8 protein-coding genes are annotated in these 13000 nt (G+C 66.9%); all 8 read left to right on the top strand.

Annotation, left to right across the window (positions count from 1 at the left end; translation table 11 throughout):
• Positions 1 to 76: 76 nt before the first annotated feature.
• From LPB260_RS16185 to LPB260_RS16220, 8 genes are read left to right on the top strand one after another with little or no spacing between them, the layout of a single operon-like run.
• Positions 77 to 556: a chemotaxis protein CheW gene (locus LPB260_RS16185; RefSeq protein WP_208706842.1), complete on the top strand. Its 480-nt coding sequence runs from the start codon at positions 77 to 79 to the stop codon at positions 554 to 556.
• On the top strand, positions 543 to 2084 hold the full coding sequence (locus LPB260_RS16190) for a CheR family methyltransferase (RefSeq protein WP_208706843.1): 1542 nt from the start codon (positions 543 to 545) through the stop codon (positions 2082 to 2084). The genes LPB260_RS16185 and LPB260_RS16190 overlap by 14 nt, the downstream gene beginning before the upstream one ends.
• Positions 2069 to 2677 (top strand): chemotaxis protein CheW, encoded by a 609-nt coding sequence (locus LPB260_RS16195; protein WP_208706844.1) that lies wholly within the window; start codon positions 2069 to 2071, stop codon positions 2675 to 2677. Before LPB260_RS16190 ends, LPB260_RS16195 begins: the two co-directional genes overlap by 16 nt.
• 16 nt (positions 2678 to 2693) lie before the next feature.
• On the top strand, positions 2694 to 4328 hold the full coding sequence (locus LPB260_RS16200) for a methyl-accepting chemotaxis protein (protein ID WP_218281497.1): 1635 nt from the start codon (positions 2694 to 2696) through the stop codon (positions 4326 to 4328).
• A gap of 55 nt (positions 4329 to 4383) precedes the next feature.
• The gene (locus LPB260_RS16205; RefSeq protein WP_208706845.1) at positions 4384 to 6150 is read left to right on the top strand and encodes a methyl-accepting chemotaxis protein; all 1767 of its coding nucleotides are present in this window, start codon (positions 4384 to 4386) and stop codon (positions 6148 to 6150) included.
• Positions 6151 to 6157: 7 nt separating this feature from the next.
• On the top strand, positions 6158 to 8356 hold the full coding sequence (locus LPB260_RS16210; RefSeq protein WP_208706846.1) for a response regulator: 2199 nt from the start codon (positions 6158 to 6160) through the stop codon (positions 8354 to 8356).
• Between the two features lie 12 nt (positions 8357 to 8368).
• Positions 8369 to 9421, top strand: a complete 1053-nt coding sequence (locus tag LPB260_RS16215) for a chemotaxis protein CheB (protein ID WP_208706847.1) — start codon at positions 8369 to 8371, stop codon at positions 9419 to 9421.
• A gap of 2 nt (positions 9422 to 9423) precedes the next feature.
• Positions 9424 to 12999 (top strand): EAL domain-containing protein, encoded by a 3576-nt coding sequence (locus tag LPB260_RS16220; protein WP_208706848.1) that lies wholly within the window; start codon positions 9424 to 9426, stop codon positions 12997 to 12999.
• The last annotated feature ends 1 nt before the right edge of the window (position 13000 follow it).

The raw sequence follows: 13000 nt of genomic DNA on the forward strand, positions 1-13000 counted from the left end.
CCAGACGACTGGACGCCGGTTCTCCCTGAGCTAGGGTAGAGGGTGAGCAATAGCGTGTGGTGACAGGGACGGATCTATGGACAGATACCTGGTGTTGCCGTTCTGGTTGTCGGGTCAGCACTTGGCGGTTGCCCTCGATCAGGTGGTTCGAGTGCTGCCGGCACTGCAGAGCACCCCCTTGCCCGGGGCGCCCGAGACTATCTGCGGGCTGGCGAACGTGCGCGGCAAATTGCTTCCGGTGGTGGACCTGGCCCGCCGCTTCGGCTGGAAAACCCCTGAACTCACCCTCTGGCAACCCTTCATCTGGCTGACCAGCAGTACACGCGAGCTGCTGCTGCCGGTCGACCAGGTCGAAGCGGTACTGGCCTGCAGCGCCGAGGACTTTACCGCGACGCCCGATCCGCGAGTGCCTTCCAGCCTGCTGCGCGGCGTGGTGCGCAGCAGCGACGGGCTGTTGCTGATCCAGGATGTCGAACTGCTGCTCAGTGATGCTGACGAGCAGCGCCTCGACGCGCTGCTGGCAACCCAGGAGGGACGCCTCGATGCTGCGCGCTGAACCCAGCTGTTCGCCGCGGCTGTTGAAAGCCCTGAGCCACAAGGTCCTGCAGCATCTCGGCCTGGACTTCGCCGGCGCCAGGCAGACGGACCTGTTGCGCCGCCTGCAGCTTTTGGCCCTGGAGCGGGAAGTAACGGATTTCGACAAGTGGTTGCAGGCGCTGGCCTTTGCCGACTGGAACAGTGCGCAAGAGCAGGGCTTGATCGCCGCGTTCACCGTCGGCGAAACCTATTTTCGCCGCGATTCCGAAGCCTTCGACTGGCTCGCCGCGCATCACCTGGCGCCGTTGCTGGCGCGCCGTCGCCGCGAGGGCCGCCGGAGCCTTCGGCTGTGGAGCGCCGGCTGCTGCACCGGCGAGGAAGCCTACGGGCTGCTGTTCCTGATCGACGAGCTGCTGGCAGGCGAGCGCGAGCAGTGGAATATCGAGCTGGTTGCCAGCGACATCAATGCGGCATTCATCGCCCGGGCGGAGCAGGGGCTCTACGGCAAGAACGCCTTTCGCGTCGATGAAGAGGGCTTCCGCCAACGCCACTTCCAGGCCGAGGGCCGGCAATGGCGGGTACGCCCGGCCTGGCGCGGACGTATTCGCTTCGTCCAGTACAACCTGGCCGACAACCAGCTGCCGCCGGCGCTTGCCAGCGCCGACCTGATTCTCTGCCGCAACGTGCTGATGTACTTTTCCCCGGCTCGGGCGCAGGCGGCGCTGCGTCGCCTGCTCGCCAGCCTGAGCCCGGACGGCGTGCTGCTGCTGAGCGCCGTGGAGGCCGGGCTGGCGACCCAGGCCGGCCTGCAGGGGCGCTGGGCCGGCTGCAACTATGCCGTGGACGTGCGCGTCCCCTCGTCGGTGGACAGCGTACCGTTCCCGACAGCGTTACCGTCACCGCTGGCCTCACTGCCAGTGCCGCGTCGTGCCGAACGCCCCAGCTCGAGTGCTCCGCAACCCGGCCCGATCACAGCGACCGCGGCGCCCGGCCCGAATCCCGCCGAGCGCGAGCGGCGCAACAGTGAAGACTACTGGCAGCGGGCCACCCAGGCCCAGGCCGCCGGCCAGCACGAGCAGGCCCGCGAGGCCCTGCTGGCCTACCTGGGTTGTGCCACGCCGGGCCGCGCGCAACAGCACCGGGCCTGCCTGGCCATGGCGCGCAGCTGGGCCGATCAGCAGCATGTCGAGCAGGCGAGGGAGTGGCTGCAGCGCGCTCTGGCACTGGATTGCGCCGCCCCGGCGGCGTATTGGCTGGAGGCGCTACTGGCTCAGCAGGCCGGCGATAACCGGGCCGCATTGGCAGCCTTGCACAAAGCGCTGTACCTGGACCCCGAATTTATCCTTGGCTATTTCCTGCGCGCCCGCCTGCTGCACGGCGAGGGCCAGCGCCGCGCGGGCGACAAGGCCTTGCAAGTATGCCGGCAACTGCTCCTGACCCAGGACGGCGGCGCACTGGTGGCCCATGGCGACGGCATCAGTTGTGCGCAGTTACTGCGTCTGTGCGATCAACTGCAACAGGAAGCGCATATATGTCCGAGTCTCTGAAGGCAGATCAACGCTGGGCGCAGATCCGCCGGCGCCTCGCCGAGTTCGAGCAGCGCCTGGCCGCCGGTTTCGGCGTGGATGCCGAGGAGCGTGACGCCCGCCTGTTGGCGCGCACCCGGCAGTGGGCGGAAAGCGAGCGTCAGGAGCAGGTCGAAGAGTGGCTGGAAGTGCTGACCTTCAGCATCAGTGGCGAGCAGTATGCCATCGAGAGCGAATATGTCGCCGAGGTGCTGCCGCTGGCCCAGTACACGCCCTTGCCGGGCGTTCCGCCGTTCGTGCTGGGCATCGTCAACGTGCGTGGCCACATCGTTTCGCTGCTCGACCTGCGGGTGCTGTTCGAGCTGCCGATCGGTGGCCTGTCAGACAAGAATTTCATGGCGGTGCTGCGCAGCCGGGAGATGGAGTTCGGCCTGCTGATCGACCGGGTCCAGGGCATCGGGCGAATCCGTCGAGACGGACTGCAGAAGAGCGTGGCCAATCTTGCCGGGGTGCGCGCGGCCTACCTGCTGGGGGTCACCGCCGAACAATGCACGGTACTGGATGGGACGCGCCTGCTGAACGACACGAGTTTGCAGGTCAAGGTCGAGGAATAGGGCAATGGAGGCGGCGATGGGCAGGGTTCTCAATCTGGGTATCGGCAGCAAACTGATCGCGGCCTTCGCCGCGCTGATCACCGGTTTCGGTGTCCTGCTGTTCAGCAGCCTGGAGCGCTTCGCCAGCCTGCAGGGCATCGAGGAGCAGCAGTTCCAGCAACACTACGCGCGGCTCTCCGATGTCAAGGAGCTACGCCTGAACATCTCGGCCCAGCGCACCGACCTGATGCAGGTGATCAGCCAGCAGGCACAGGCCGACCTGCAGAGCATCGAGGACGGCATCCGCCGGCGCACGATGGAGAATGACCGCCTGGTCAGGCGCCTGCAGCAGGCGGCGAGCGAGGACGAGGAATTTGCCAGTGCGCTGGAGGACATGCTGGCGGTGCGCGTCGCCCTGATGCAGACCCGCGCCGAGCAACTGGAACTCATCCACGCCGGCGCGTTCGAGCAGGCCCGCCAGTTGAACAGCGGGGTGCAACTCGAGCGCATGAACCGGATTCATGAGCTCGGCGTACAGCTGTCCGAACTCACCGACAAGCGCGTCGCGGCGGCCCTGGAGCGTTCGCGCCAGGCGCTGGAGGCCCAGCGCGAGCGGGTATTCAACTTGAGCCTGCTGCTGGTCGGCATCAGTGCCGGGCTGGCCTGGTTGCTCAGCCGCCATATCGCCAGGCCGCTGTCACGCCTGACCGGCTGGGCCGAGCGCATCGGCCGGGGCGAGATTCCCCAGGGCATCGTCGGCAGCGCCCGCCAGGATGAAGTGGGGCGCCTGTCCCAGGCGTTCGTCGACATGAGCCAGTACCTGCGCGAACTGGTGCAGGAGATGAACGAGGGCATCACGGTGCTGGCGTCTTCCAGCGAGGAGATCCTCGCCGCCACCAGCCAGGTGGCCACCAGCACCCAGGAGACCGCCACCGCGATCAGCGAGATCGTCACCACGGTGGAGGAGGTCAAGCAGACCGCCGAACTGGCCGGCAGCAAGTCGCAGACCGTGGCCGAAAGCACCGAGCGCACCCGCCAGGTGGCGCTGAACGGCCGTGAGGCGGTGGAGGAAGCGCTCAAGGGCATGGGCCTGATCCGCGAGCAGATGCAGGCGGTGGCGGAAAGCATCATGCACCTGGGCGAGCAGAGCCAGACCATCGGCGAGATCGTCGCCTCGGTGGGCGACCTGGCCGAGCAATCCAACCTGCTCGGGGTCAATGCCTCGATCGAGGCGATGAAGGCGGGCGAGGCGGGCAAGGGCTTCTCGGTGGTGGCCCAGGAGGTCAAGGCCCTGGCCGACCAGTCCAAGCAGGCCACCGCCCAGGTGCGGGGCATACTCGGCGAGATCCAGAAGGCCATGACCAAGGCGGTACTGCTGGCCGAGCAGGGCAGCAAGACCGTGGAGTCCGGCTTCGAGCGCGCCCAGTCCAGTGGCGATGCGATTCGCGCCCTGAGCAGCAACATCGAGGCCTCGAGCGAGGTGGCGTTGCAGATCGCCGCCACCAGCCAGCAGCAGATGATCGGCATGGACCAGATCGCCACGGCCATGGCCAGCATTCGCCAGGCCAGCCAGGACAACGTCGGCGGCACCCAGCAGGTCGACCTGGCAGCGCGCAACCTGCACCAGCTGGGCATGAAACTCAAGACCCTGGCCAGCCGCTTCAAGCTGTGAGCCGAGGCGCGCCCTTGAGCAGTGAATCAGTCCCCCGGGACAAGGAGATACAAGCATGTTCAGAAGCATTGCCAACCTGAGCATCGGCAGCAAGCTGGTGCTGGTCTTCGCGGCGCTGATCCTCGGGTTCGCCGCGCTTCTGCTCACCTCGCTGCAACGCTTCGCCAGCCTCCAGGACAACCAGGCCGCCTTGTTCCAGCGCAGCTTCGAGCGGGTGTCCAAGGTCAAGGAGCTGCGCGTCAACATCATCACCCAGCGCGCCGAACTGCTCCAGGCGATGGCCGACGCCCACGGTGAGACCGGTACTCGGCTGGCACAGAGCGAAGGCGAAATCGCGGAGTTGTCCAAGGCCAATGATCGTCTGTTCGACGAACTGCTCGCCGGCCTGGGCGATGAAAGCGACACAGGTCGGCTGCTCAACCAGCTGATCGATGTGCGCAACGCGTTCGTGCAGACCCGTGACCAGCAATTGCTGCCACTTATTCGCGCCGGACAGGTGCAGCAGGCAGAAGCGTTGGCCCTGGGGATTCAGTTGCAACGCATGGAGCAGATCAACGACCTCGGGCAGCGTTTGGCCGAGCTGACCGAGCAGAAGGTGCTGCAGACCCTGGCCCAGGCCCAGGCACATGTCGAGCGCCAGCGCCTGGAGCAGCTGCTGTTGGGGCTGCTGATGCTGCTGTTCGGCATTGTCATGGCCTGGCAGCTCAGCCGGCATATCGCCCAGCCCCTGGCGCACCTGACCCTGATGGCCGAGCGCATCAGCCGTGGCGAAATCCCCCGGGAGCTGCGCAGCGAGACCCGTCGTGACGAGGTCGGCCGCCTGGCCCAGGCCTTCAGCCAGATGAGCCAGTACCTGCTGGCCCTGGCCGCCAAGGCCGAATACCTGGCCCAGGGCCACCTCGGCCAGGACAGCCAGCCGGTGTCCGACCAGGATGTGCTGGGCACCGCCTTCGCCACCATGCTGGCGAACCTGCGCAACCTGGTCGGTGAGCTCAACGAAGGCATTGCGGTGCTGGCCTCCTCCAGCGAGGAGGTGCTGGCAGCCACCAGCCAGGTCGCCACCAATACCCAGGAGACCGCTACCGCCATCAGCGAGATCGTCACCACGGTGGACGAGGTCAAGCAGACCGCGGTGCTGGCCAGTAGCAAGGCGCAGTCGGTGGCCGACAGCACCGCGCGTACCCGCGAGGTGGCCCAGGGCGGCCGGCAGGCGGTGGAGGAGGCGCTCAAGGGCATGGGCCTGATCCGCGAGCAGATGCAGGCGGTGGCGGAAAGCATCATGCGCCTGGGCGAGCAGAGCCAGACCATCGGCGAGATCGTCGCCTCGGTCAGCGACCTGGCCGAACAGTCCAACCTGCTCGGGGTCAATGCCTCGATCGAGGCGATGCGCGCCGGCGAGACCGGCAAGGGGTTCTCGGTGGTGGCCCAGGAGGTCAAGGCCCTGGCCGACCAGTCCAAGCAGGCCACCGCCCAGGTGCGCGGCATACTCGGCGAAATCCAGAAGGCCATGACCAAGGCGGTGCTGCTGGCCGAGCAGGGCAGCAAGACGGTGGAATCCGGCTACGAGCGGGCACAGAGCAGCGGCGAGGCGATCCGCGCCCTTGACAGCAGCATTGTCGAATCCAACGAAATGGCCTTGCAGATCGCCGCTACCAGCCAGCAGCAGATGGTCGGCATGGACCAGGTAGCCAATGCCATGACCAGCATACGCGAGGCCAGCCAGAGCAACGTCAGCGGTACCCGGCAGATGGACCAGGCCACGCGCAACCTGCACGAACTGGGCCTCAAACTCCAGGGCCTGGCGGCCCAGTTCAAGTTGTGAGCCGCCCATGAGCCTGGATCGCAAGGCGCTGCAGGAACGCTTGCTCGACAGCTTCCGGATCGAGGCCGGAGAGCGCCTGGCCGTGCTCGCCGACACCCTGGCCAACTGGCGTCAGGCGGGGGCCAGCGGCGACTCCATCGAGTCGCTGTTCCGCGAGGTGCACAGCCTCAAAGGCGCCGCCAGAGCCGTGGGCCTGGCGCCCATCGAGCGACTCTGCCATGCCTGGGAGAGTCTGCTGAGCGCCGCACGTGGTGGATTGCTTGAGTTGACGGCGGAGCGAGTCGAACTGTGCCGGCATGCCCTGCGCCTGGTGCAGCAGTTGCACCTCGGCGAGAGTGTCGAGGCGGGCGCGCCCGAGCAGTGTTGCGAGCGCCTGGAAAGCGCCGCGAGCGGCGAGGCGGTCAGCCTTCCGGCGGCTGTCCCAGCCGCCGTGGCGCAGCCGCAGGAGCCGGGAACGGTGAGGGTTTCGGCGCGGCGCCTGGACAACCTGCTGTTCCACAGCGAGAGCCTGTTGCAGCTCAAGCTCGAGGCCCAGGCCCATGCCCGCCGCCTGCGCGAACACGCCGCCGCCTTCGAGCCGCAGCGCGGCAGGCGCCTGCTCGGTGCCGGCCACCTGAAGCGCCTGCACGCCCAGCTCGACGAGCTGCCGCTGGCCAGCCGCGACGCCCTCAAGGGCGTGCTCGACTACCTGAACTGGAGCCAGGCCCAGCTCGATCAGCTGCACTTCGAGGCGATCCACCTGGCCAAGGCCGGGCAGCACCTGGCGCAAGGCCTGAGCCAGCTGTCCGAGGCCCAGGTCGGCGAGCTGCAGGCGGTACTGCTGCTGGCCGGCAGCACGCTGGTGGAGGGCCTGCCGGCCATGGTCCAGGACCTGGCCAGCCAGTCCGGCAAACGCGTCGAGCTGCAGGTACGCGGCACCGACCTGCAGGTCGACAAGCGCATCCTCGACGAACTGCGCACGGTGCTCACCCACCTGCTGCGCAACGCCGTGGACCACGGCCTGGAGTCTCCCCAGCGGCGCGAGGCCAGCGGCAAGCCGGCGGTCGGGCAGATTCAGGTGGAGCTGCTGCAGGAGTCGGCGGATCGCTTCGAGCTGCGCGTGCAGGACGACGGCGGCGGCATCTCGGCGGCTCCGCTGAAGGCCAAGGCCGTCGCCGCCGGGCTGCTCACCCCGGAACAGGCCCAGGCACTGAGCGAGGCGGAAAGCCAGCGGCTGATCTTTCGCTCCGGGCTGTCGACCAGCGCGCTGATCACCGACCTGTCCGGGCGCGGCCTGGGCATGGCCATCGTCCAGGAGGTGGTCGAGCGCCTGGGCGGGCGCATCGAGCTGCAATCCAGCCCCGGCCAGGGCACCTGCTTCCACCTGCACCTGCCGCTGAGCCTGTCGACCTTCCGCGCGGTGATCGTGCGCAACGCCGAACGCACCTTCGCCATACCGGCGCTGGCGGTCGAGCGCTGCCTGCGCCTGCCGGCCGGTGCGCTGAAGAACCTGGAGAACCGCCCCTCGCTGGCCCTCGACGGGCGCGTCCTACCGGTCTGGGCCCTGGCCGACGTGTTGGGCCTGAGCGGCTCGGCGGGCAGCGACGACGACCTGACCCTGCTGGTGCTCAAGGTGCACGGCGAGCCCTTCGTGTTGTTGGTCGACGAGCTGCTCGGCGACCAGGAGATCACCGTGAAGAACCTCGGCAAGCAGTTGCTGCGGGTGCGCAACCTGCTGGGCGCGACCCTGCTCGGCGACGGCCAGCTGGTGCCCATCCTGCATCCGGGCGACCTCTACCGCAGCGCCCTGAACGTCGGTGCCGGCAGCCTGCAGCGCAGCGAGGCGGAGGCGCCCGGCGCCACGGCGCAGCGCCTGCTGATCGCCGAGGACTCGTTCACCTCGCGCGGCCTGCTCAAGGCCATCCTCGAGGGGGCCGGCTACCAGGTCACCACCGCCAATGACGGGCTGGAGGCCTGGAACGCCCTGAAGCAGGGCGCGTTCGACCTGCTGGTGTCGGACGTGGAGATGCCGCGCATGGACGGCTTCACCCTCACCGCGCGGATTCGCGGCGACCGTGAGCTGGCGGAACTGCCGGTGGTGCTGGTGACGGCGCTGCACTCGGCCGAGGACCGCGCCCGCGGCCTCGAGGTCGGGGCCAGCGCCTACCTGGTGAAAAGCGGCTTCGAGCAGGACAGCCTGCTCGACGCGATTCGTCGTCTGATCTGATTGGGAGCTGTCATGCGCGTACTGATTGTCGACGATTCGCCGGTGCTGCGGGTGCTGCTGCGCACGGTGCTGGAGAGTGAGGGTTTCGAGGTGCGCGAGGCCGACAGTGGCGAGCAGGCCTTGCGCCTGCTGGAAGGCTATCAACCGGACATCATCACCATGGATGTGCATATGCCGGGCATGGATGGCTATGAAGCCACCGCGCGGATACTGGAAAAGTACGCACTGCCGGTGGTGGTATTGACCGCCAGCGCCAACCTGTACGGCGCCGCCACGGCCATGCATGCGCTGGAAGCCGGCGCCCTGGCCGTGCTGGAGAAGCCCCGCGGGCCTGGGGCGGCGAACTTCGAGGAGCGGGTCGAGGAACTGCTGGGCACCCTGCGCAACATGGCACAGGTCAAGATCGTACGCCGTCCCCGCTCGTTGAAGAAGGGGCCGGCGCCAGCGGAAGGCAGCCCGCTATACACCGGGCGCCCACGCTTGGTGGCCATTGCCGCCTCCGCCGGTGGTCCGGTGGCGCTGAAGGAGCTGCTGTCACGCCTGAAGGCCCAGCAGCCCTGGCCGATGCTGCTGGCCCAGCACATCGCGGCCGGATTCGTGGCCAGCTTCCGCGACTGGCTGGCGAGCATCTGCACCATCTCCGTGGTCATCGCCGAACACGGCCAGGCGCTGCAACCGGGGGTCCTGTACCTGTCGCCGGATGGCAAGCAGTTGGGGGTCGGCGCCGATCTGCGGGCTCAGCTACGGAGCAGGAATGGCGAGGCGTACTGCCCTTCGGCCGACCATCTGTTTCGCAGCGTTGCGCTGTCCCTCGGCAATCAGGCGATTGCCGTGCAGCTGTCTGGAATGGGCCGTGACGGCGCCGAGGGGCTGCTCGACCTGCATCGCCTCGGCGCTCTCACAGTCGTTCAGGAGCCGGCCAGCGCGGTGATCGATGCCATGCCGCTGGCGGCGATCAGATTGCATGCGGCGCGCCAGGTGCTGCCGCCCGAGGCGATTGCCACCCTGCTCAATACGATTGCCTCGCGCGGTGCTACCTGCAGCACCCTGCCGGGAGGAGAGTAACCATGTTCACGGATGCTGAAATTCTCATCGTCGAGGACAGCCCGACCCAGGCCGCCGAACTGCAGTTCCTGCTCGAGGCGGCCGGTTGCCAGACGCGCATCGCGCGCAACGGCGTAGAAGGCTTGGCCTGCCTGGCCGAACGACTGCCGACCATCGTCATCAGCGATATCGTCATGCCGGAGATGGACGGCTACGAGCTGTGCCGCCAGCTCAAGGGCGATCCACGCACGTCGAGCATTCCGGTGATCCTGGTCACCAGCCTCGCCGACGCCCGGGACGTGGTGCATGGCCTGGCGTGCGGCGCCGACAACTTCATCGTCAAGCCCTACGACGAGAAGTACCTGATGTCGCGCATTCGCTATTTCATGGTCAATCTGGAGCTGCGCAGCAACGAGCGGGTGCAGATGGGCGTGGAAGTGGTGCTGGAGGGCGAGCGCCATTTCATCACCGCCAGCCGCCAGCAGATCCTCGACCTGCTGATCTCCACCTATGAGCAGGGCGTAAGGCTCAACCACGAGCTATTGGCCAAGCATGACGAGCTGACCCGCAGCAACTCGCTGCTCAACTGCCTGTTCCAGTTCACCAGCGGTCTGACCGACGCCAATAGTCAGCGTCACGTCATCGACGCTGCCTTGGGGCGCATCCTCGAATTCCCCAACGCGGTCGGTGCCTGGCTGCTACTTGCCGACGGTGCAGAGCAGGTTGGCACCCTGCGCGTGGCGGACGCCCGGGGCCGCGATGGCGACTACAGCCTGGAGCGCCTGACGGCCTGCTCCACGGACTGCCCGTGCCGGCATGCCTGGCTGAGCGACCAGCTCAGCGTGCCGAGCAATATCGCCGGCTGTCCGGCCCTGGCGCAGATGGCCGAGCACAGTCACGCCAGCATCCCGCTGCAGCTCGGCGGCGAGACCATCGGCATGCTCAATGTGGTGCGTAACAAGGGCCAATCCTGGCCGGAGGATGCACTCGTCGCACTGGCCTCCATCGGTCGCCAGTTGGCCATGGCGCTCGGCCGGGTACGGCTGTTCGAGAGCCTGGAGCAGCTGGTGGAGCAGCGCACCCGGGCCCTGGGACAGAGCGAGGCGCTGCTGCGCAAGATTCTCGACAACCTGCCGGTCGGCGTGTCGGTTGCCGACAGCAAGGGCCGCCTGATTCTCAGCAACCCGGAGAACGGCCTGATCTGGGCCGGGCCGCAGCCGGCGGAGCTGGACGAATACTCACGCTACCGGGGCGCCTGGACGGAGCATGGCGAGCCCCTGGATGCGCCAGATTGGCCATTGGCCCGGGCCGTTCGCGAGGGCAAGGTGATGCGCAATGAGATCATCGATATCCAGGCCTTCGATGACTCGCACAAGACCACGCTCAATTCCGCAGTGCCCTATCTGGACGAACACGGCGTGGTGCAAGGCGCCATCGCGGTGATCCAGGACATCAGCGAACAGCGCCAGCGCGATCTGGAAATACGCATCCGCACGCGGGCCATGGAGGCCAGCGTCAATGCCATCGTGATCACCGACAACCAGCGCGAAGATCAGCCGATCGTCTACGTCAACCCGGCCTTCGAACGCATCACCGGTTACCGCAGCGAGGAAGTGCTCGGGCGCAACTGCCGCTTCCTGCAGGGCACCGACCGCGAGCAACCGGAGCTGGACAGCATCCGCCGGGCCCTGGGTGCCGAGGAGGAGGGCAGGGCCGTCCTGCGCAACTACCGCAAGGACGGCTCGGCCTTCTGGAACGAACTGCGCCTCGCCCCGGTGGTGAACGATCGCGACAAGATCAGCCACTTCGTCGGCATCCTCCACGACATCACCGAGGCCAAGGGCTATCAGGAGGAACTGGAGCACCAGGCCAACCACGACAGCCTGACCGGCCTGCCCAATCGCAACCTGCTCAACGACCGCATCCTCCAGGCCATAGCCTTCGCCAGCCGCAACGAGGGCCTGTTCACCCTGGCCTTCATGGACCTGGACAACTTCAAGGTGGTCAACGACAGCCTCGGCCACAACGCCGGTGACCAACTGTTGATGCAGGTCGCCGAGCGCCTCAAGGCCTGCGCCCGGGAGATCGACACCGTGGCGCGCCTCGGCGGTGACGAGTTCGTCATCCTGCTGGCCGATGGCGGTCAGATGACCAAGCGCCTCGGCGGCCTGGAGCGCTTCAAGCAGAGCGTCGCCGCGCCCCTGATACTCGACGGCCAGGAAGTGGTGGTCAGCTGCAGCATCGGCTTCTGCTGCTTCCCCGAGGACGGTCGTGATATCAGCACCCTGTTGCGCAACGCCGATACCGCCATGTACCAGGCCAAGCACCAGGGACGTAACCGCATCTGCGCCTTCACCCCGCAGATGAACGAGCAGATGCAGCGGCGCCTGCTGCTCGAGCGCGAGATGCGCCATGCCCTGCAGCACAACGAGTTCCAGGTGGTCTACCAGCCGCAGCTGGACCTGCACAACGGGCGCCTGTGCGGCTTCGAGGCTCTGGTGCGCTGGAGCCAGGGCGGCAAGACGGTGATGCCTGACGAATTCATCCCCCTGGCCGAGGAGACCGGGCTGATAGTCGGCATCGATTTCCATGTCTTCGACGCCGTCTGCCGACAGTTGCAGGACTGGAAGTACCTGCTGCTCAACGGCAGTATCGCGGTGAACTTCTCCGCCATCAGCTTCATGGCGCCCGACTTCGTCGAGCGCATCCAGGCCATCCTGCGCCAGCATGAGGTGGCGCCATCGATGGTCAAGCTGGAAGTCACCGAGTCCATGCTGATGACCAACGCCGATGAGGTGCTGGCCCGCATGCGCGCGCTGATCGACGTGGGCATTCGCTTCTCGATCGACGATTTCGGCACCGGTTATTCGTCGCTGGGCTACCTCAAGCGGTTTCCCTTCAGCGAACTGAAGATCGACCGCAGCTTCGTCACCGACGTGCACCTGGACCCGGACAGCGCCTCCCTGGCGCGCTCGATGATCTCCATCGGCCATAACCTGGGCATCAAGGTGATCGCCGAGGGCGTGGAGAACGCCGAGCAACTGGGCTTTCTGCGTGCCGCCGGCTGTGACGAGTTGCAGGGCTACTACTACTCGCCGCCGCTGCCACCCCAGGCCTGCATGCAGTTCCTCGACGAAGATGGCGAACTGCAGCTGCCGCCCCTCATGGCCGGCGAGCCAGTGTCCTACCTGTTGCTGATCGACGACGAGCCCGGCGTCCTCAATTCGCTGCGCCGCGAGCTACGCCAGGAGAACTACCAGATACTGGTTGCCGGCAACAGCGTGGAAGCCTTGAACCTGCTGGCGACCCATCCGGTGGATGTGGTGCTGACCGACCTGCGCCTGCCCGACATGAACGGCGTGGAGTTCCTCAGGCGAATCAGGATGATCTATCCGGAAATCATCCGCATGGTGCTCAGCGGTTCCACCGAAGTGCGCAATATCCTCAAGTCGGTCAACGAAGGGGTGATCTACCGCTTCATCACCAAGCCCTGGGACGCCGACGATCTGCGCAGCCAGCTGCGCGACGCCTTCGCCCAGCGGCAACTGGTACAGGAAAACCAGCGCATGCGCGAACAGCTGATGACGCTCAAGCGCTGAG

It is taken from the genome of Pseudomonas sp. LPB0260 (assembly GCF_013388395.1).

Coding starts and splice junctions, on each gene's coding strand:
- LPB260_RS16185 (WP_208706842.1), top strand. CDS start 77: ATGGACAGATACCTGGTGTTGCCGTTCTGGTTGTCGGGTCAGCACTTG.
- LPB260_RS16190 (WP_208706843.1), top strand. CDS start 543: ATGCTGCGCGCTGAACCCAGCTGTTCGCCGCGGCTGTTGAAAGCCCTG.
- LPB260_RS16195 (WP_208706844.1), top strand. CDS start 2,069: ATGTCCGAGTCTCTGAAGGCAGATCAACGCTGGGCGCAGATCCGCCGG.
- LPB260_RS16200 (WP_218281497.1), top strand. CDS start 2,694: ATGGGCAGGGTTCTCAATCTGGGTATCGGCAGCAAACTGATCGCGGCC.
- LPB260_RS16205 (WP_208706845.1), top strand. CDS start 4,384: ATGTTCAGAAGCATTGCCAACCTGAGCATCGGCAGCAAGCTGGTGCTG.
- LPB260_RS16210 (WP_208706846.1), top strand. CDS start 6,158: ATGAGCCTGGATCGCAAGGCGCTGCAGGAACGCTTGCTCGACAGCTTC.
- LPB260_RS16215 (WP_208706847.1), top strand. CDS start 8,369: ATGCGCGTACTGATTGTCGACGATTCGCCGGTGCTGCGGGTGCTGCTG.
- LPB260_RS16220 (WP_208706848.1), top strand. CDS start 9,424: ATGTTCACGGATGCTGAAATTCTCATCGTCGAGGACAGCCCGACCCAG.